Raw genomic sequence first — 18,505 nt, 5'->3', positions numbered from 1 at the left:
CCGGCGTCAGTCGCGGACCGGTGCCGCGTCCGCCGGCACCGCAGTACTGACCCGTGTCGCACGGCGGGCCGTGCGGGCGCTGGACAACACCACCACGGCCACACCGACCAGCAGCAGCGACAGGCCGGGCAGGGTCACCGGGTCGGGCAGCTGACCCAGCCACGCCCAGCCGATCAGCGCCGCACCGGGTGCCTCCAGGAGGATCAGCACGCTGACCGTGGTGGCCGGCACCCGCCGCAGCGCGTAGCTGAACATCGAGTGGCCGAGCAACTGTGCCCCGCCGACCAGGGCGAGCACGGCCAGCCAGGTGCCGGTGTCGAAGCCGCTCAGCGGCACCCCGCCGACCAGGCAGACCACCAGCAGGATCAGCCCGCACACGCTGTAGCAGATGGTGGTGTAGGTGGCGTTGCTGACGGTGACCCGGGCACGCTCCCCCAGCGCGGTGTACACCGCCGCGAACAGGCCACCGGCCAGCGCCAGCAGGTCGCCCGCGAAGGCCTGGCCGGAAACCGTGAAGTCGGCTCCGGTCGCCAGCACCGCCCCGGCCACCGCCACCCCGATGCCGGCCCAGACCCCCGCCGGCAGCCAGCGGCCCTGCGCCCGGGCGATCAGCCCCTGCCAGACCGGCTGGGTGGCCACCAGCGCCGTCGCCGCAGCCACCGAGGTGAGCTTCGCACTCGGCATCCAGGTGGCGAAGTGCGCCGCCAGCGCCACCCCGGACAGGACACAGAACATGCCCTCGCGACGGCCCGCGCCGGTGGCCACGAAGCGGAACTCGGACCGTCGGCGGGTCAACGCGAACGGACTCAGCACGGCGACCGCCAGCACGTTGCGCCAGAACGCGACCGCCAGGGCGGGCGCGGCGGCGAAGGCGATCAGCGGCGCGGATGACGAGACGGCGAAGACAGCCACGGCAAGTGCCGCGCCGATCCGCAGGTCAAGTAGGGGACGATGAGCTTCGGGGACCACGAGGTGCAATCTTCACACGTCCCACGGACGCCACTTTCCGTCAATGTTCGGTTACGCTCATGCGCGTCCTCACCAGGGCTCCTCCCCATCCGCCCGGAGGCGTTCCCATGCCCAGGTTCCGGGCGGTGCTGTTCGACTTCTTCGGCACGTTGACCGGTCCGGTCCAGCGTGGCAAGGGTCACCTCAGTACCGCCGAGCTGCTCGGCTGCCCGCCGGACACCTTCCTTGAGGTGCTCGACCGCAGCTTCTACGACCGCGCCAGCGGACGCTTCGGCAGCGTCGAGGCGACCCTGCGCTGGGTGTGCGAACAGGCCGGCGTACACCCTCCGGCCAAGGCGTTGCGGGCTGCCGCCGCCGCCCGGCACCAGGCCGTACGCGCGGACACCCGGTTACGGGACGAGGCCGTGCCGACCCTGCGGGCGCTGCGGCGACGGGGCGTACGGACCGGCGTGATCAGTGACTGCACCCACGAGCTGCCGGCGTTCCTGCCGGAGCTGGCGATCGCCCCGCTGCTCGACGTCCGGGTGTTCTCCGTGCAGGTGGGGCGATGCAAGCCGGACGCGAGCCTCTACCTGGCCGCCTGTGCGCGGCTGGGTCTGTCGCCGGCAGACTGCCTCTACGTGGGTGACGGCGGCAGCCAGGAGTTGACCGGCGCGCAGCGCGCCGGCCTGAGCGCGGCCCGGCTCGCCTCGCCCGACCTCGCCAACCATCTGGTGTTCAACCTCGACGCCGACTGGGCCGGCCGGACCCTGGCGTCCCTCCGCGAGGTGGTCGACCTGGTCGACGAGGCACCCAGCCCGGTCGGCGCACCGTCGTAGCCACGCACGTACCCCGGGCCGGCGTCGCCTCGGGGTACGGCGGGTCAACGACGCCGGACACGGTGCAGCCGGAACGGACGGCGGGTGGCCCGGACGGCCGGCGTCGGCCGGGGCTGCTCGGCCAGCGAGCCGGCCGGCAACTCGGCGCCGTGCGTCGGCTGGCCGGCCGGAGCGAGCCGGATCAGGACGCAGCCGTCGGCGGCCCAGCGGGCGACCAGTCCGGTGGTCGGTCCGGGCGCGTTCAGCCGCTTGGCCCCCACCAGCGGAGCGAGCGTGTCCCACTGCTCGGTGCCGGGTGCCACCCGGCTGACCCGCGCCGGCCAGGTGACGATCCGGCCCCCGTGGTCACCGCGCAGGGTCACCTGGGCCTCGTCGGCCTCGGCCAGCCCTGGCGCGGACTGCTCGCCGGGGCCGCTGACCACGAACAGCGCCGCCTCCAGGGGTACGCACCACAGGGCGAGTGGCGGGCGGTCCGCCACCGCGACCCAGGCCACCGAGGCCTTCTTCATCGCCTCGTCGACCAGGGGATGGTTCTCGCGCTCGTCGGTCACCGCGGCATCCTCTCGCATCCGGGCCGGTCCGCGTCGGCCGTCAGCCGACGAACGGCGGGACGAGGATCTCCCCCCGCGCCACCGGCATCACCTGACCTGCGACGCTCGCGCCCACCGCCACGCCACCGGCTGCGGTCACAATGCAGGCCAGTGAGGACGGCCGGCCCATCTCGACGCCCTGCCGCACGGTGTACGACGATTGTCCCTCGCCGGGTAACAGGCCGCTGGCGACCAGCCACACCCCGAGACCGAGCGCGGCCGACCCGGTCGCCGGGTCCTCGGGTACGCCGAGACCGGGGACGAAGACCCGGGCGTGCACGGTTTGGGTCGCCGGGTTCCAGGAGAAGACGCTCACATGTTCGATGCCGTACCGCCCGGCCGCGACCGGGTTCACCTGGGCCCGGGCGAGGGCGTCCGGGCGTACCGGCAGGAACGGAAACTCCAGCCCGCAGCCGGCGACCCGCGGCGCTGGACCGGAATGGTCCTCAGCACCGAGCCCGACCATCTCCAGCAGCGGCTCCGGCTCCAGTTCGGGCCCGAGGGTGGGGCTGCCGCCGGTCAGGACGGCGGCACCGTCGCTCACCTCGATCGGCAGCACGCCGGCACCGCATTCCTGGTTGACCTGCCCGGTCGGGAACATGCCCCGACGAGCGGCGGTGACCGCGGCGCCGACGCTGGGATGGCCGGCGAACGGCAACTCGTCGACCGGCGTGAAGATCCGGGCCCGATAGGTGGCGCCGACCTGGGTGGCAGGCAGCACGAAGACCGTCTCCGAGAGGTTGAACTCGCGGGCCAGAGCCTGCATCTGGTCGGTCGCCAGCCCGTCAGCGCCGAAGACCACCGCGAGCGGGTTCCCGGCGTACGGACGGTCGGTGAAGACGTCCACAATCTCGTAAGCCAAGGTCGACATGTTGATAGACACTAGGCCCTCAGGCCGTATATCGGGGTCACTGCCGGGCCGTGCCGGCCCTGGACCGTCGCCGGCTGGTTCGAACGACGTGACGGCGATCCCCGCGCCGCCCGTCCGCCGCCGGGGCCTCGCCACGACTCGGGCCGGTGCGTCGACATACCCCCTAGGCTGGTGCCCGTGAGCACGCCGACCCGGGTGTACATCGCCCGACTTGCCGGAGTCGCCGTCTTCGACCCCAACGGCGACCAGGTCGGCCGGGTACGCGACGCGGTGGCCCGGCTGCGCGCGAGCCAACGACCGCCCGAGGTCGTGGGTCTGGTCGCCGAGATGCCGATGCGCCGACGGATCTTTCTCTCCATCAACCGGATCACCTCGATCGACGCCGACGCCATCGTGCTGGGCAGTGGCAGGTTGAACCTCCGCCGGTTCGAGAAGCGGCCCAACGAGTTGCTCGTCCTACAGGAGCTGCTGGACCGCCGGGTGCAGGTCGCCCCGAAGGGCCGGGCGGCGTCGGTGGTCGACGTGGCGATGGAGTGCAGTCGTAGTGGCGAGTGGTCACTGACCCGGGTGGCGGTCCGCGAGCAGACCGGTCGGTTGGCTCGTCGGGGCCACCTGCATCAGGTCGAGTGGAATCAGGTACGCGGGCTCAGTGGGGTGGCGGAGACCCGGGGTACCGCCAACCTGCTTGCCGTACTGGAGGACATGCGTCCGGCGGACCTGGCCAACGCGCTACAGGACCTGCCCGACGCCCGACGTAACGAGGTCGCTGCGGCCCTGGACGACGAGCGGCTCGCCGACGTGCTCAGTGAACTGCCCGAGCACGACCAGGTGGAGATCCTCGCTGCGCTGGACCGCGAGCGGGCCGCCGACATCCTGGAGGAGATGGACCCGGACGACGCCGCCGATCTGCTCGGTGAGCTGCCGCCGCCGGAACAGGACGTGCTGCTCGACCTGATGGAGCCGGACGAGGCCGATTCGGTGCGGCAGTTGCTGAAGTACACGCCGGGCACGGCGGGCAGCGTGATGACGTCCGAACCGGTCATCCTGCCCCCTGACGCGACGGTGGCGGAGGCCCTCGCGCGGATCCGGGAGCCGCAGCTCTCCCCGGCGGTGGCCGCGCAGGTGTTCGTGACCCGGGCGCCGATGGCCACGCCCACCGGTCGCTACCTGGGTATGGTGCACTTCCAGCGGTTGCTCCGGGAGCCCCCGGCGGATCTGCTCGGCGGGGTGGTGGTCAACGACATCGATCCGCTGCGCCCGACCACCCCACTACCGGAGATCACCCGTCGGATGGCCACCTACGATCTGGTGGCCATGCCGGTGATCGACCGGAACAACCGGCTGGTGGGCGCCGTCACCGTCGACGACGTGCTGGATCACTTGCTGCCGCGGGACTGGCGGGACCGGGACACGGCGCCGAGCGGCCTACCGAACGGCGCATCGGCCTCGAACGTTCCGCAACCGGCGACGGACGGTGGCCATGACTGAGCAACGGCGCGCGGAGCGGCTGGACCTGCCGCGGGAGCCCCGAGGGTTCAAGCTGCCCCGGGTGGACCAGGAGACGTTCGGACGCTGGGCCGAGGGCATCGCCCGCGGCATGGGTACGGCGAACTTCATCGTCTACATGACGCTGGTGATCAGCGCGTGGTTCCTCTGGAACACCCTCGCCCCGGCGGGAATGCGTTTCGACCCGTACACCTTCACCTTCCTCACCCTGGTGCTCTCCATCCAGGCGTCGTACGCGGCACCGCTGATCCTGCTGGCGCAGAACCGCCAGGCCGACCGCGATCGGGTGGCGATGGAGGAGGACCGGCGCCGGGCGACCATGCAGAAGGCCGACACGGAGTACCTGGCCCGGGAGATCGCCGCGCTGCGGATCGCGCTGGGCGAGGTGGCCACCCGGGACTTCGTCCGCTCCGAGCTGACCCGGCTCGCCGAGGAGTTGGACGAGGCGGCGCAGCGGCGTCAGCGGCTGGAACGCCGGCACCGGGACCCGGCCGCCCGGACCGGCGGCGACGGGTTGGATGAACCCCGTGACGAGGTGGACGGCGACCAACCGGGTGACGGTCGTCACGACCCGGCGACCTCCCACCGCCCGGAGAGCTGATCGACTCGCTCACACCGCTGTGACCGGCACCGGTGGCCGCCTGCCGCCGACGTAGCATTGCGGGCATGTCAGCTCCCGTCAGCACCGTCAGCGACGCCGTCCTGGCCGCCCTGGCCACCGTCAACGACCCGGAGATCCGCCGGCCGATCACCGAACTCGGCATGGTGCGTTCCGCCGAGGTCGGCGAGGACGGCGTGGTCCGGGTCGAGTTGCTGCTGACCGTGGCCGGTTGCCCGCTGAAGGACAAGCTGCGCTCGGACATCACCGCGGCCGTCGGCGCGGTGAGCGGGGTCAGCCGCGTCGAGATCGAGTTCGGTGTGATGAGCACCGAGCAGCGCCAGGAACTCCAGGCGAAGCTGCGCGGTGGCGGCGCGACCGCGGAGCCGGTGATCCCGTTCGCCCAGCCCGGCTCCCGGACCCGGGTGTACGCGGTGGCCAGCGGCAAGGGCGGCGTCGGCAAGTCCAGCGTGACGGTCAACCTGGCCGCCGCGCTGGCTGCCCGGGGCCTTTCCGTCGGCGTGGTGGACGCGGACATCTACGGGCACTCCGTGCCGCGGATGCTCGGTGCGGACGGCCTGCCCACCCGGGTCGAGGACATGATCATGCCGCCGCAGGCGCACCGGGTGAAGGTCATCTCGATCGGGATGTTCACCGCCGGCAACGCCGCCGTGGTCTGGCGGGGCCCGATGCTGCACCGCGCGTTGCAGCAGTTCCTCGCCGACGTCTACTGGGGCGACCTCGACGTCCTCCTGCTCGACCTGCCCCCGGGCACCGGCGACGTGGCGATCTCCCTGGCCCAACTGCTGCCGAACGCCGAGATCCTGGTGGTCACCACCCCTCAGGCCGCCGCCGCGGAGGTGGCCGAGCGGGCCGGCGCGATCGCCCTGCAGACCCACCAGCGGGTGGTCGGCGTGATCGAGAACATGTCCTGGTTGGAACTGCCCGACGGCTCCCGGATGGAGATCTTCGGGGCCGGTGGTGGTCAGACGGTGGCGGATTCGCTTACCCAGACCATCGGCGCGCAGGTGCCGCTGCTGGGCCAGGTGCCGCTGGACACCCGGGTCCGGGAGGCCGGCGACGAGGGCAACCCGATCGTGCTCGCCGAGCCGGACTCCCCGGCGGCGAAGGCGCTGGGCCAGGTGGCCGACCGGCTCGCGCTGCGCCGCGAGTCCCTGCTCGGCAAGCCGCTGGGCCTCAAGCCGTCCGGGCGCTGACCCACACGGTCAACCTCGTCCGGCCCGAATCGGCCCTCGGCTGAGGATGCCGTTTCGGGTCGGCCCCGGCCGACGCTGTCGTTCGCTCAGACGGCGGCTCGCGGCCCGACCGGTCGTTCGCGGAGGGACGACAGGTGTCAGGTGACGTCGTCGTAGCTGACCGCGCGGGGAGCCGGTGCCGGGCCGGCGCTCGCCGGGGCCGGGCCGGGCCGACGCGGGTCCGCCGCGTTCGCGACGTCCTTGAGCTCGTCGTGCACGCCTGTGACGTCCGCTCGGAGGCCGTCGTAGACACCCTGAAGCGGCTTCCGGATCGCCTGCTCGTCCTCCTCGCTGAGCAGGTGCTTGCGGATGAACGCCTTGGGGTGCAGGTCCTCCAACTGGATGTCGGTGCCCAACTCCTTGCTCAGGTCGGTGGTGGCGCTGCGGGCCATGGTGCGCAGGTTGCGCACCATCCGCAGTCCGTCACTGATCACCACCGGCAGCCGGTCACCGAAGATCAGCAGCGCCAGCAGCAGCAGCGCGCCAACCTCCCACACGTTCAGGTTCTCGAACACCCTCGGTCCCCCTTCCCCCGGCTACCGCAGCCAGAGTACGCACGTAGGTGCCGCTGCCAGAAGAGGGTGCGAGGTCACTTCGCGTCCGCAGCGAGGGTGACCGAGGCGTTCTGCCGGGTCGAACCCCGGCGGTATTCGACCGTCACCACCGATCCGGGCGCGTACTTGCGGACCAGGGCGATCAGGTCGGTCGGCTCGGTCATCGGGCGGCCGTTGAGCTTCAGGATCACGTCACCGGCACGCAGTCCGGCGCCGGCCGCCGGACCGGACGGCTCGACCGTCGCGAGGCGTACGCCGGCACCGTTGGTGCCCGAGCCGGGCCCGCCGACCTGGGCGCCGATCACCGTACGGCGGGCCTTCCCGGTGCCGATGATGTCCTGGGTGATCCGTTTCGCCTGATTGATCGGGATGGCGAAGGCGAGGCCGATGTTGCCGGCCTCCTGCCCCTCGGCGACCAGCGACTTGATCGTGGAGTTGACGCCGATGACCCGCCCCGCCGCGTCGACCAGCGGGCCGCCCGAGTTTCCGTGGTTGACCGCGGCGTCGGTCTGGATCGCGGCGTAGTAGCGCGTCGGGCCGCCCGGCTCGCCGGCGTGCATCGTCCGGTCCAGGGCGCTGACGATGCCCGCGGTGACCGTGTTCGCCAGCGACAGTGGGGAACCCATCGCCAGCACCGGGTCACCGACGGCCAGGGCGTCGGAGTCGCCGAATTCGACCGGACGCAGCCCGGTGCGGGAGACCTTGATCACCGCGATGTCGGACTCCGCGTCCTGCCCCACCACGGTCGCGGATGCCGAGCTGCCGTCGTTGAAGATGACCGACGCCTTCCCGGTGCCGCCGGCCACCACATGATCGTTCGTGATCACATGCCCGTCGGCGCTGGCGATGAAGCCCGAGCCCTCGCTGGTGCCACCGAGCCCGGCGACCCGGACGGTGACCACGCTGGGCAGTACGCGCTCGGCGACGCCAGCCAGCGACTCCGGTGGACGTTGGGCGAGCGTGGGCGCCGCACCGGGGACCGCCCCCAGCACCGCCCCACCGGCACCACCACGGATCGCGAACGCGTAGCCGAGCGCACCACCGAGCGCGCCCGCCAGCAGGGCGGTCACCAGCGGAATGAGCAGGAGCTGCTGGAGCCTCGGCCGGCCAGCCGCGTCGGGATCGGTGACCGGTTCCGGCTCGCTGCCGGCCGCCGGGGCGGCGGGCAGCACCACTGCCGCCGGTGCGTGCGGATCCCGCCACGGATCGGCGAGCGCGTCGGACCACCACGGCGAAGCGGCATGGCCGCCGTCCTGTGGTGTCGCCGGCCCACCGGCTGCCGGATACCCGGCCGCCGGCTGCCCGGCCGGTGCTCCGCCCACGCCGGGCTGGCGCCAGTCCCAGCCGTCGGTCACTCGGTGCCTCCCACTCCCGTCCCCGATATCCACGCGTCCGCGGTCCGGCGCGGGCGACGGGATACCGCTTCCAGGATTGCACGGATGCGCCGCGCGGGGTCAGCGGTTGTCACCGCGGGTGGATGCCCCGCTGCGCTCAGGACGGGCCGCCTTTAGAGTCACAGTGCCCAACCGCCCTGCGCATCATGCTCGTCGCCCGGAGGTGCCCCATCGCCACGGTCGCCGGTTCCAGCAGTTCGACGAACCCGGCCCTACAGTTCGCCGAGTCGTACGTCACCGAGGACCTCGTCCTGCGGACCGCGCGCAGCCTCGCCCGCGAGGTCGGTCTGAACGCGGTCACCGCAGGCGCGGGTGCCGCGTTGCGCCTGCTCGCCGCCGCCGGCAACGCCCGCGCGGTGGTCGAGATCGGCACCGGCACCGGCGTCAGCGGCGTCTGGCTGCTGCGCGGTATGCGGACTGACGGAGTGCTCACCACCATCGACGTCGAGGTGGAGCATCAGCGGATCGCCCGCCGCATCTTCGCCGAGGCCGGCTTCGTCTCCGGCCGGACCCGGATCATCACCGGCCGGGCGCTGGACGTCCTGCCTCGGCTCGCCGACGGTGCGTACGACCTGGTCTTCGTCGACGCCGAGGTGACCGCCTTCACCGCCTGCGTGGACGCCGCGCTGCGGCTGCTACGGCCGGGGGGAGTGCTGGTGCTCAACGGTGCGCTGGCCGCCGGTCGGATCGGCGACCCGGCCGCCCGCGACACGGAGACGGTCACGGTTCGCGAGACCGTGAAGGCCATCCGCGAGTCGGAGCACTGGATTCCGGCACTGCTGCCGGTCGGCCACGGGTTGCTGGCCGCGGTGCGCTGCTGAGCCGCCGCCGGGCCGGCCGTACCGAGCGACCGGCCGCGGGGCGAGCCGACCGGCACGCCCGCGGCCGGGTCAGTCCAGCGCCGCCAACCAGCGCAGCAGCCCGCGTACGCCCCAGCCGGTCGCGCCCCTGGTCAGCACCGCGTCGTCCCGTTCACACCAGGAGGGTGCGGACATGTCGATGTGCAGCCAACGGTCGCGCAGGTCGCCGGTGAACTCCCGCAGGTAGAGGGCGGCCAGCACGGAGCTGGCGCCCTGCGTCGGCGCGCTGTGCAGGTCGGCCAGGTCGCTGCCGAGGTGCTCGACGTAGTCGATGGGCAGCGGCATCCGCCAGGCTGACTCGCCGGCCGCGCTGATCGCCGCCAGCAGTTCCTCGGCGAGCTGATCGTTGTCGCTGTAGAGCGCGCCGGTGCGGGTGCCCAACGCCACCGAGTTGGCACCGGTCAGGGTGGCCAGATCGACCAGCAGGTCGGGCTGGAGTTCCTGCACCGCGTACGCCAGCACGTCGGCGAGGACCAGCCGGCCCTCGGCGTCGGAGTTCGTCGTCTCGCTGGTCAACCCGCCGTAGTGCCGCACGACGTCGCCGGGCCGGAACGCGGCCCCGCTGACCATGTTCTCGGCCAGCGGCACGAGCGTGGTCACCCGGACCGGCAGGCCCAGCGCGGCGACACCGAGGGTGGCCGCCACGACGGCGGCGGCGCCGGCCATGTCCTTGCGCATCAGCTTCATCGCCGGCACGGGCTTGATCGAGATGCCGCCGGTGTCGAAGGTGATGCCCTTGCCCACCAGGACCACGTGGGTGCGGGCGTCGGAGGGATGCCAGTCCATCTCGACCAGGCGCGGGCCGCTGGCCGATCCGCCACCGACGGCGAGGATGCCGCCGAAGCCCTCCGCGGCCAGTTGCTCCGGCTCGCGGACCCGCAGCGTGAGCCCGGGCAGGTCGGCCACGGCCTCGGTGACCTGCTCGGCGAACCACTGCGGGTTCTTCACCGAGGAGGGCATGTTGGTGAGGTCCCGGGCCAGCCGGGTCATCCGGGCGGTGGTCACCGCCACGGTGACGGCCTGCTCGTACGCCTCGGGGTCGGTGACCGCCAGGTCGACGTCGGTCAGCGTGGGGGCGTCGGTGTCCGCACCCAGCCGGAACCGGTACGACCCCAGCAGCAACCCTTCGACCAGTCCGCGAACCGCTTCGGGCGCCACCCCCGCCGGCAGCGCGAGTGTGATATGAGTCTCATCTTTGCCTGCGCGGGCCAGCGCCGCGCCGCCCGCCCGCCAGGCCGCCTCGTCCGCCGCACCGATCCCGAGCAGCAGCAGCCGGCCGGGAGTGCCTCCGGGGCGCAGCTGCGTGTGCACGTCACCGGCCCGGCCCTGGAACCGCGCCACCGGGATCAGCGCGGCCACCTCGTCGGCGACCCCGTCGGGTGGGGCCACTCCGGTCGGCACCAGCTCGGCCGGTGCGTCGTCGCCGGCACCGGGCCGCACGGGTAGGACCAGGGTGCCGAGCCGTTCCGGCTCGGCGGTCAGACGGATGGCGAGCACGCGGAGCCGTACCTCCTGGAAACGGACGCGCGGTGGATCGGCCCGCGCGAAGGTGTGACGGCTCTGAGCCACCGGTGAGACCGGTGGCTCAGAGCCAGGATCAGACGAACTGTCCGCGGCGGCGAGCGTCGCCGACGCACCGGCCTCACTCAGCCGGCGGCCGCCTTCAGCGCGTCACCGAGAGCAGTCGCCTCGTCGGGAGTCATCTCGACGACGAGCCGGCCACCGCCCTCCAGCGGGACCCGCATGACGATGCCCCGGCCCTCCTTGGTGACTTCCAGCGGACCGTCGCCCGTCCGCGGCTTCATCGCCGCCATGTTGTCTCCCCTCAGACCTACACCAGGGTCGGTGGGTTGCCCCACAGCCACTTCGCCATGACCACCCGCAACTTGCACGTGGGTGTCGACCGACGATTTTCCCTGATGAACACCGCCGGACCCAAACCGAAGCAGCATTGATGTAACAGCATCTAGCTTATCCTTAGATGGCCTGTCACAATGTGCGGTCATGCAGGCACGGTCGGCACTCTTCGACCTGTACGGCGACCACCTCCGGCCGCGGGGTGGTCGCGCACCCGTTGCCGCGCTGGTCAAGCTACTGGCGCCGCTCGGGATCGCGCCCCCCGCCGTACGTACGGCGGTCTCCCGAATGGTGCGCCAGGGCTGGCTCGAACCGATCAGACTGGCGTCCGGCCCCGGATATTCGATCACACCGAAGGCGGCCCGCCGGCTGGACGAGGCCGCCTCCCGGATCTACCGCACCGGTCGGGTCACCTGGGACGGGCGTTTCGACCTGCTGGTGCTGGACGCGCCGAGCGCACGCCGGGACCGTCAGCGACTCGCCGCAAACCTGCGGTACCTCGGCTACGGCACGCTGGACGAGCAGACCTGGGTGGCCACCCGTCCGGCAGAGGACGTCGACCTGCTGCTCAGCGAGGGGGGCGTACGCTTCGAGCGGTTCAGCGCCGCGCACGCCGCCGGCACACCGGGCGCGATGGGCCTGGTCCGCCGGGCCTGGGACCTGGCCGAGATCGGCCGGGCGTACGAGGAGTTCGTCGCCGAGCAGCGGACGCTGCTGACCGGCGTCAACGCCCGTAGCGGCGACGAGGAGGCGTACGCGGCCCGGTTCCGGCTGGTGCACGCATGGCGTACGTTCCTGTTCCGGGACCCGCAGCTGCCACCGGCGCTGCTGCCCGAGCGCTGGCCCGGCATCGCCGCGGCCAGCTTCTTCGACCGCCACGCGGCCCGACTCCGGCCGGCCGCCGACCGGTACGTCGAGCAGTGTCTCGACGGTGGACACCGGATAGCCCGACAGAAGGGTCGCCAGACGTGACCGAGCCGCTGCTCGTCGACCGCACCGACGCCGTCGTCACCCTCACCCTGAACCGCCCGACGGCGATGAACTCGCTCGACGTGGCGCTCAAGGAGGCGCTGCGGGACACCCTCGCCGAGCTGGAGTCCGACCGTGGCTGCCGGGCGGTGGTGCTGGCCGGGGCGGGCGGGTCGTTCTGTGCCGGTCAGGATCTGCGCGAGCACGTCGACACCCTCCAGGGCGGTTACGGCAACCCGCTGGACACCGTCCAGGCGCACTACAACCCGATCGCCGCCCGGCTGGCCAGCCTGCCGAAGCCGGTGGTGGCCGCCGTCCGGGGCATGGCCGCCGGGGCGGGTGCCTCCCTGGCCTTCCTGGCCGACATCCGCATCGGTGGCCCGTCCACCAGCTTCCTGATGGCGTTCGCCAAGGTCGGGCTGGCCGCCGACACCGGCGCCTCGTGGACGCTGCCGCGGCTGGTCGGCCACGCCAAGGCCGTCGAGCTGCTGATGCTGGCCGAGCCGGTACGCGCCGAGGAGGCCTGCCGGCTCGGGCTGCTCAACCGGATGACGGACGACGACGAGCAGGTGCTGCCCACCGCGCAGGAACTGGCCGTCCGGCTCGCCGCCGGACCGACCGTGGCCTACGGGGCGATCAAGCGTCAGCTCTCCGTCGCCGACGCCGGCACCCTGGCCGACGCGCTGGCCGCCGAGGCGCAGGCCCAGGCCATCTGCGGCGCGACCACGGACCACCGGGCCGCCACCATGGCCTTCGTCAGCAAGCAGAAGCCGGTCTTCGAGGGCCGTTGAGCCGCCGCCGGCCTACCCGGCGGCCGACCTGGGTCCGTCAGTCGTCCTCTTCCGGGTCCTGGTTCGCCTCCGCGCCGAGCACGAACGCCTGCATGGCCAGTTCGTCGCCGGAGGGTGAGACGAAGGCGGGCAGCTCCCGGGGGCCCAGCTCCTGCACGTACGCCCAGAACAGCCGGACCGCCTCCGCCGGCGAGTCGGCCTCGATCGGGAGGTCCAGGCTGACCAGCCAGGTGCGTCGCTGCGGTGCCGGGCCGAGCCGGTCGACCAGTTCACGGAACGTCGCCGCGTCGAGCGCGGTGACCGGCCCGCCGAGGACCAGCGCGTCGGCCGGCACCGGCTCGTCGAAGGCCCGCCGGGTGTACGCGACCACAAGCGTGTCGGGCGCCCGGTCGGACTGCGGGTCGTCCGGGTCCTCCGGGCGTCGGGCGGCCGGGCCGGCGACCCGGCCCACCGCCACCAGCCGCGGCGGCTCGTCAGCCAGCACCGCGACCTGGTCACCGAAGCGGGGCAGGCTGGTGCCGTCCAACCCGGTCAGCTCAAGCGTGTCGTGGTGGACGAGCCGCTCGGCGTCGTACCGTCCGGCGGGCAGGAGCACGGCCCAGGTGCCCGTGCCGTCCGCCTGGCTCGCCCCGTTCACCCGGTGTGCGGTGTCGGTCGTCATGCCCTCATCCCATCACGCCCGTCGCGGATGTCACGACGTGGCAGCCCGCGAGATGGTCGTCGACCATCCCGGTGGCCTGCATCAGCGCGTACGCCGTGGTCGGGCCGACGAACCGGAAGCCACGCTTCTTGAGTGCCTTGGCCATGGCCGTGGAGGCGTCGGTCAGCGCGGGCACGGCGGCGGCGGAGCCCGGCCGGGCCCGACCGGGTGGCGGGGCGAAGGACCAGAGCAGCGCGGACAGCCCCTCCGGGAGATCCTGTGCGGCGCGGGCGTTCGCGATCGCAGCTTCGATCTTGGCCCGGTTACGGACGATGCCGGCGTCGGCGAGCAGCCTGGCCACGTCGGCCTCACCGTAGCTGGCCACCGTGTCGATCCGGAACCCGGCGAAGGCCGCCCGGAAGGCCGGCCGCTTGCGCAGGATGGTCAGCCAGGACAGCCCCGACTGGAACGCCTCAAGCGTCATCCGTTCGTAGAGGGCGTCGTCACCGTGCAGCGGGCGGCCCCACTCGGTGTCGTGGTAGACCGCATAGTCCGGGGTGCTGGCGCCCCACCCGCACCGGGTCAGTCCGTCGGCACCGATCACCAGTTCAGTCACGCCGTCAAGGCTAGGCCCAGTGTCCGACAGCCCGGCCCGCACGCACCGGTCAGGGCAGGCGGCCCTGCTCGACCTGGCGGGCGAAGCGTCGCAGCGCCTGGGTGAGGCTGAACTTGGAACCGGGCCAGAGCACCGGCCAGGCCACCCGGCCGGCCGGCCCGCCCGGCAGGTGGAACCACTCGTGCCAGACCACCTGACTGCGCCCGCTCTCCAGCGGAGTGCACCGCAGCACCCCGGGGCCGCGCAGCAGCGTGCCACAGTGCACCACGCCGATCTCGTACGGCGCGTCCACCCGGACCACCCGCATCTTGTCCCGCAGCACCGCCGGGCCGAGCGAGGTGACCGCCTCGACCAGGCTCCCCTCACCGCCGTCGCCCTCCACCACCCGGACGGTGGTGAACGGGATCCACTCGGACTGCCGCTCCCAGGCCAGCAGGGCGGCGAAGACCTTCTCGGCCGGCGCGTTCACGATCACCGTGGCAGTGACCTCACCGGCACCGGGTTGAGCCGCCTCGCGAAGATCGTCAGCGCCGTCCGAGCCGCTCACGCCGACTCCGACCGGACCACCGAACCGCGCGGCCCGGACCCCGGCGCCTCGCTGCCCGCCGGCTTGTCGCCGGGGTCAGCGGCGACGGGGGTCGCGGCACCTTCGGCCGGCTGTCCGCCCGGTGCCGGCTGCTCACCGGCCGGCCGGACATCGCCGTCGGCCGGCTCCGTCGTCGCGGTCGGCGTCACCGCCACAGCCTCCGGCTCCGCCGCTGACTCGGCGGTGGTCTTCGGACCCGGGCCGGGCCGGTCACCGGTCTCGACCGCTGCGGGAGCCACCGAGAGCTCGATCGTCGATCCTTCGACCACCGGGGCGTCCCAGGGCGAGGCCCCCGCCTCGGTCGGGTTGGCCGCCTGCTCGCGGGCCCGTCGAAGCGCGTCGGCGTCGGCGGTCCGTCCGTCCCGCAACGCCGTCACCTCCGCCTCCAGCACTCCGATCAGCTCGGCCTTGTAGCCGATGTCGTACGCCGCCCGGCGCATCGCCTGATCGACCTGGGTCATCCGGTACCCACGCAGGGCGGTGTCGAAGCGCACCTCGCCGACGTCCGACTCGCGCAGCGGACGGTCGCCGGGCAGCGGCACCGCCCGCCCATCCGCCTCGACCGGGGCGAGGCCGGGATCCCGACCGGTGACCAGCACCGTCACGCCGAACACGACCGCCGCGACGGTGACCGCCACGACCAGCAGGAGCAGAAGCTGACCCATGCACTGATCGTGGCACGCCGAGAGGAACGGGGCGACCCCACCCGGCGCGGCGTACCGCGAACCGGCAACCGGATAGCGTCAGTGTGGTGGCCGCGTGATCGGCCGGTGGCGGGTGGCGATGTGGGAGGTGGCGTGGCCGGGGTGCTGCGGCTCGGGGCTCGGCGGTTCGGTCCCGAAGACCTGGTGGTGATGGCGATCGTCAACCGCACCCCGGACTCGTTCTTCGACCGGGGTGCGACCTTCCAGGCCGACAGTGCGCTGCGGGCGGTGGAAAGGGCGGTGGACGAGGGTGCGGACATCGTCGACATCGGCGGGGTGAAGGCCGGGCCGGGTACCGAGGTGGACGTCGCCGAGGAGATCCGTCGGACGGTGGGCACCATCGCCGCCGTACGGGCCGCCTTTCCGGAGGTCGTCATCTCGATCGACACCTGGCGGGCCGAGGTCGCGGTGGAGGCCGTGGCGGCCGGCGCGGACCTGCTCAACGACACCTGGTCGGGGGCGGATCCGGCGCTGGCCCGGGTGGCGGGGCGGACCGGGGTCGGTCTGGTCTGCTCGCACGCCGGCGGACTCAGCCCGCGCACCAGGCCGCACCGCGCGGCCTTCGACGACGTGGTGGCGGATGTGGTCGCGACGGTGACCGGGCTCGCCGAGCGCGCGGTCTCCCTGGGCGTACGCCCCGACGGGATCCTCATCGACCCGGCGCACGACTTCGGCAAGAACACCCGTCACTCCCTGGAGATCACCCGGAGGTTAGGCGAGTTGACCGCGACCGGTTGGCCGGTGCTGGTGGCCCTGTCGAACAAGGACTTCATCGGCGAGACGCTGGACCTGCCGGTCACGGAACGGCTGGAGGGAACGCTCGCCGCGACGGCGGTCTCCGCGTGGTTGGGCGCCCGGGTCTTCCGCGCCCATCAGGTCCGCCCCACCCGCCGGGTGCTGGACATGGTCGCGGCCGTCCGGGGCGATCGTCCACCAACCCTCAGCCGCCGCGGCCTCGCCTGAACGGTGACCGGTCCCGCCGGGGTCAGGTCCAGCGGAGGATGTTGCGCCGCCAGGCGTAGAGCAGGCCGAGTGCGAGGACACCCACGAAGATCGCCATCTCCACCACGGTGACCATTCCGAACCCGGGCCGGTCGAAGACCACCGCCCAGGGGAAGAGGAACACCGCCTCGACGGCGAACAGCACGTAGAGGTACGCGTAGACGTAGTAGCGGATCTGCATCTGCGCCCAGTCGCCGCCCACCGGGTCGAGGCCGCACTCGTAGCTGGCGCGCTTGCCGGGCGGATCGGCCGGGCGGGCGGGGCGCAGCACCCGGTTGGCGGTGAACGCGACGACGAGGAAGAGCACGCCAGCGAGCAGCAGCAGCCCGAGCGTCGCGTACGAGCCCAGGTAACCGGTCACGGTCGGTCAGCCTACCGTCCGCCGGGAGACCACGGCCGCGTCGCGAACTTCTTTTCATCTGGGACTAGTGTCCCAGAGCAACTTCTGACCACCATGGGCTCACCACCAGCACCGGAGGATCAATGGGACGGCTGCCCGGACGATGCGGCTGGCGTCGTACCTTCGCGTCCCTCTGTGCCCTCGGCCTGCTGGTGGGTGCCGGAGCCGGCACGGCACCAGGTGCCGCAGCGACCGTGACGGTGGCGGGTCGGGCCACCGAGCCGGGGCCATACAGTCCACCGGCCGAGCCGACCGGCGAGCCCGAGCCCACGTCGCCGCCACCCACGGTCGAGCCGCCGGTCGAGACGAGCACACCCACCGCACCGCCGACGACGCCCACACCGGGCACCACCACCGGCGGACCGGTCCCGAGCAGTGGTCCGCCGGCCGCGACGGTGGCACCGCCCCGGCCCACGTACTCCCCGTCGTCCCGGCCGCCCGCGCCCACGCTCGCACCGCCCGTATCGGCCGGCGTGAAGGTCACCACCGACGACGTCACCCTGCCGGCCGGTTACTGGACCGCGGCGAGCACGGTGGCCACCCTGAACGTGACAGTCACCAACGCCGGTAGCGCGAGCGCCGGTGTCCGCCTCGCCTACACCCTGCCGGCCGGGCTCACCGACGCCGGCACGGACGGCTGCGCCACCGCCGGGAAGGGCGAGTACCGCTGCGGGCGGTGGACCACGGCACCCGGCGCGCAGTTCAGCACCCGGCTGCGGATCCGGGTCGACGGCGACGCCTGGCGCAACATGCCGCTGGCCGGCTCGGTACGGGTGACGGCCACCGGCGCGGCCGGCACCGCGAGTGACGACGAGGGCTTCGCCGTCCTGTTCCCACCGGGCCCACCGGCACCCGGGATCACCATGTCGGCGGGTGAGGTCACCTTCGACTCCAACGGGGCCAGCGAAGGATTCCTCGTCCGGCTCGGCAACACCGGTCGGGCCGACGCCAGCGGCCGGGTCGACGTGCTGCTGCCCGCCGGGGTCACGGTGGCGACGCCGCCACCCGGCTGCGTCGCCGTGGCGGCGACGCGTACCCGCTGCCGGCTCGGCACGATCCGGTCGGGGCGTACCGAGGAAGTCAGGTTGCCGGTCACCGCGACGCCGCAGGCGCTGCGCAGCGCCCCGCTGTCCGGAGCGGTGATCGGCCGGCTCGACCCGCGCCACGGCGCCGACCGGCGGATGCTCTCAGCTTCCGGATCACCGCGTCGGTGACCGGTGGCGAGGAGATGAGCGGCGTGGCGCTCCGGACCGAGGCGGAGGATCCGGCCGGCGGTGCGCCGGAATCGGACACCGGAATCTGGTTCCGAGCCCGACGGCCGGCCAGGACCCAGGACCGACCCGGCTGGGACGTGCGGTGATATGGATTACGGCGGCCCCGGCGAAACACCGCAAGTGACCACATAAACCCTCACGTTTCGTTCCCAGTCGGCGGACCTCCGGGCAGGGCGCGCCCCCGATCCGACGTAGGCTCTCGGTGAGGGAAGGACAGGCGGGCCGGACGTTCACGGACGGCCGGTGCAGC

General features: G+C 72.8%; 21 protein-coding genes. 9 read left to right on the top strand and 12 right to left on the bottom strand.

The genetic code is table 11. From position 1 onward, the window contains the following. Nucleotides 1-6: 6 nt before the first annotated feature. Entirely contained in the window at nucleotides 7-969 is a 963-nt protein-coding gene (locus ACFY2A_RS09300) for a DMT family transporter (RefSeq protein WP_387170184.1), read from the bottom strand. 107 nt (nucleotides 970-1,076) lie between these two features. Between ACFY2A_RS09300 and ACFY2A_RS09295 the strand changes: the two genes are divergently transcribed. Further along, the gene (locus tag ACFY2A_RS09295) at nucleotides 1,077-1,787 is read left to right on the top strand and encodes an HAD family hydrolase (RefSeq protein ID WP_387170182.1); all 711 of its coding nucleotides are present in this window, start codon (nucleotides 1,077-1,079) and stop codon (nucleotides 1,785-1,787) included. A 44-nt stretch (nucleotides 1,788-1,831) separates the two neighbouring features. Here ACFY2A_RS09295 and ACFY2A_RS09290 read toward each other — a convergent pair whose 3' ends face one another. Next, the gene (locus ACFY2A_RS09290) at nucleotides 1,832-2,356 is read right to left on the bottom strand and encodes a hypothetical protein (RefSeq protein WP_363923928.1); all 525 of its coding nucleotides are present in this window, start codon (nucleotides 2,354-2,356) and stop codon (nucleotides 1,832-1,834) included. Nucleotides 2,357-2,378: 22 nt separating this feature from the next. After that, complete coding sequence (locus ACFY2A_RS09285; protein ID WP_363923929.1) at nucleotides 2,379-3,248, bottom strand: PhzF family phenazine biosynthesis protein; 870 nt, start codon at nucleotides 3,246-3,248, stop codon at nucleotides 2,379-2,381. Nucleotides 3,249-3,425: 177 nt separating this feature from the next. Between ACFY2A_RS09285 and ACFY2A_RS09280 the strand changes: the two genes are divergently transcribed. The 3 genes from ACFY2A_RS09280 (at nucleotide 3,426) to ACFY2A_RS09270 (ending at nucleotide 6,569) form a co-directional block, all read left to right on the top strand. Then, nucleotides 3,426-4,736 carry a magnesium transporter MgtE N-terminal domain-containing protein gene (locus tag ACFY2A_RS09280; protein ID WP_387170179.1) on the top strand — a complete coding sequence of 437 codons (1,311 nt, stop codon included), beginning with the start codon at nucleotides 3,426-3,428 and terminating at the stop codon, nucleotides 4,734-4,736. Next, on the top strand, nucleotides 4,729-5,355 hold the full coding sequence (locus tag ACFY2A_RS09275) for a DUF1003 domain-containing protein (RefSeq protein ID WP_363923931.1): 627 nt from the start codon (nucleotides 4,729-4,731) through the stop codon (nucleotides 5,353-5,355). The genes ACFY2A_RS09280 and ACFY2A_RS09275 overlap by 8 nt, the downstream gene beginning before the upstream one ends. Nucleotides 5,356-5,420: 65 nt before the next feature. Continuing rightward, the gene (locus ACFY2A_RS09270) at nucleotides 5,421-6,569 is read left to right on the top strand and encodes an Mrp/NBP35 family ATP-binding protein (protein WP_387170177.1); all 1,149 of its coding nucleotides are present in this window, start codon (nucleotides 5,421-5,423) and stop codon (nucleotides 6,567-6,569) included. A gap of 137 nt (nucleotides 6,570-6,706) precedes the next feature. Here the strand turns inward: ACFY2A_RS09270 and ACFY2A_RS09265 are convergent, their stop codons facing one another. Further along, on the bottom strand, nucleotides 6,707-7,123 hold the full coding sequence (locus tag ACFY2A_RS09265; RefSeq protein WP_363923933.1) for a preprotein translocase subunit TatB: 417 nt from the start codon (nucleotides 7,121-7,123) through the stop codon (nucleotides 6,707-6,709). Nucleotides 7,124-7,197: 74 nt separating this feature from the next. Next, nucleotides 7,198-8,517: a trypsin-like peptidase domain-containing protein gene (locus tag ACFY2A_RS09260; RefSeq protein ID WP_363923934.1), complete on the bottom strand. Its 1,320-nt coding sequence runs from the start codon at nucleotides 8,515-8,517 to the stop codon at nucleotides 7,198-7,200. Between the two features lie 185 nt (nucleotides 8,518-8,702). On the opposite strand from ACFY2A_RS09260, the gene ACFY2A_RS09255 reads away from it, so the two are divergent. Beyond that, on the top strand, nucleotides 8,703-9,377 hold the full coding sequence (locus ACFY2A_RS09255) for an O-methyltransferase (protein WP_363923935.1): 675 nt from the start codon (nucleotides 8,703-8,705) through the stop codon (nucleotides 9,375-9,377). A gap of 69 nt (nucleotides 9,378-9,446) precedes the next feature. Here ACFY2A_RS09255 and ACFY2A_RS09250 read toward each other — a convergent pair whose 3' ends face one another. After that, complete coding sequence (locus tag ACFY2A_RS09250; RefSeq protein WP_387170174.1) at nucleotides 9,447-10,913, bottom strand: leucyl aminopeptidase family protein; 1,467 nt, start codon at nucleotides 10,911-10,913, stop codon at nucleotides 9,447-9,449. Between the two features lie 149 nt (nucleotides 10,914-11,062). After that, entirely contained in the window at nucleotides 11,063-11,230 is a 168-nt protein-coding gene (locus ACFY2A_RS09245) for a DUF3117 domain-containing protein (RefSeq protein WP_013283866.1), read from the bottom strand. A 190-nt stretch (nucleotides 11,231-11,420) separates the two neighbouring features. On the opposite strand from ACFY2A_RS09245, the gene ACFY2A_RS09240 reads away from it, so the two are divergent. After that, a complete protein-coding gene (locus ACFY2A_RS09240) occupies nucleotides 11,421-12,245 on the top strand; it encodes a PaaX family transcriptional regulator C-terminal domain-containing protein (protein WP_363923936.1) in 825 nt (274 codons plus the stop codon). Further along, a complete protein-coding gene (locus ACFY2A_RS09235) occupies nucleotides 12,242-13,033 on the top strand; it encodes an enoyl-CoA hydratase-related protein (RefSeq protein ID WP_387170171.1) in 792 nt (263 codons plus the stop codon). The genes ACFY2A_RS09240 and ACFY2A_RS09235 overlap by 4 nt, the downstream gene beginning before the upstream one ends. Before the next feature lie 37 nt (nucleotides 13,034-13,070). Here the strand turns inward: ACFY2A_RS09235 and ACFY2A_RS09230 are convergent, their stop codons facing one another. Genes ACFY2A_RS09230 through ACFY2A_RS09215 form a run of 4 tightly spaced genes read right to left on the bottom strand, consistent with a single transcriptional unit; the run spans nucleotide 13,071 to nucleotide 15,540 of the window. Beyond that, nucleotides 13,071-13,694, bottom strand: a complete 624-nt coding sequence (locus ACFY2A_RS09230; RefSeq protein WP_387170169.1) for a hypothetical protein — start codon at nucleotides 13,692-13,694, stop codon at nucleotides 13,071-13,073. 4 nt (nucleotides 13,695-13,698) lie between these two features. Then, on the bottom strand, nucleotides 13,699-14,289 hold the full coding sequence (locus tag ACFY2A_RS09225) for a DNA-3-methyladenine glycosylase I (RefSeq protein WP_387170167.1): 591 nt from the start codon (nucleotides 14,287-14,289) through the stop codon (nucleotides 13,699-13,701). Between the two features lie 49 nt (nucleotides 14,290-14,338). Further along, nucleotides 14,339-14,836, bottom strand: a complete 498-nt coding sequence (locus ACFY2A_RS09220; RefSeq protein ID WP_357581319.1) for an SRPBCC family protein — start codon at nucleotides 14,834-14,836, stop codon at nucleotides 14,339-14,341. Next, the gene (locus ACFY2A_RS09215) at nucleotides 14,833-15,540 is read right to left on the bottom strand and encodes a DivIVA domain-containing protein (protein WP_387170165.1); all 708 of its coding nucleotides are present in this window, start codon (nucleotides 15,538-15,540) and stop codon (nucleotides 14,833-14,835) included. The genes ACFY2A_RS09220 and ACFY2A_RS09215 overlap by 4 nt, the downstream gene beginning before the upstream one ends. 132 nt (nucleotides 15,541-15,672) lie before the next feature. Between ACFY2A_RS09215 and folP the strand changes: the two genes are divergently transcribed. Continuing rightward, nucleotides 15,673-16,542 carry a dihydropteroate synthase gene (gene folP / locus ACFY2A_RS09210; protein WP_387170163.1) on the top strand — a complete coding sequence of 290 codons (870 nt, stop codon included), beginning with the start codon at nucleotides 15,673-15,675 and terminating at the stop codon, nucleotides 16,540-16,542. 22 nt (nucleotides 16,543-16,564) lie between these two features. Here the strand turns inward: folP and ACFY2A_RS09205 are convergent, their stop codons facing one another. Next, complete coding sequence (locus ACFY2A_RS09205) at nucleotides 16,565-16,942, bottom strand: NADH-quinone oxidoreductase subunit A (protein ID WP_093408387.1); 378 nt, start codon at nucleotides 16,940-16,942, stop codon at nucleotides 16,565-16,567. Nucleotides 16,943-17,064: 122 nt separating this feature from the next. Between ACFY2A_RS09205 and ACFY2A_RS09200 the strand changes: the two genes are divergently transcribed. Further along, complete coding sequence (locus tag ACFY2A_RS09200; RefSeq protein WP_387170161.1) at nucleotides 17,065-18,195, top strand: hypothetical protein; 1,131 nt, start codon at nucleotides 17,065-17,067, stop codon at nucleotides 18,193-18,195. The last annotated feature ends 310 nt before the right edge of the window (nucleotides 18,196-18,505 follow it).

The sequence above is a fragment of the Micromonospora sp. NPDC000442 genome, from assembly GCF_042898635.1.
Lineage (GTDB): Bacteria > Actinomycetota > Actinomycetes > Mycobacteriales > Micromonosporaceae > Micromonospora.
The sequence above is the reverse complement of the archived record's forward strand: the minus strand, read 5'-3'. Positions and strand labels throughout refer to the sequence as shown.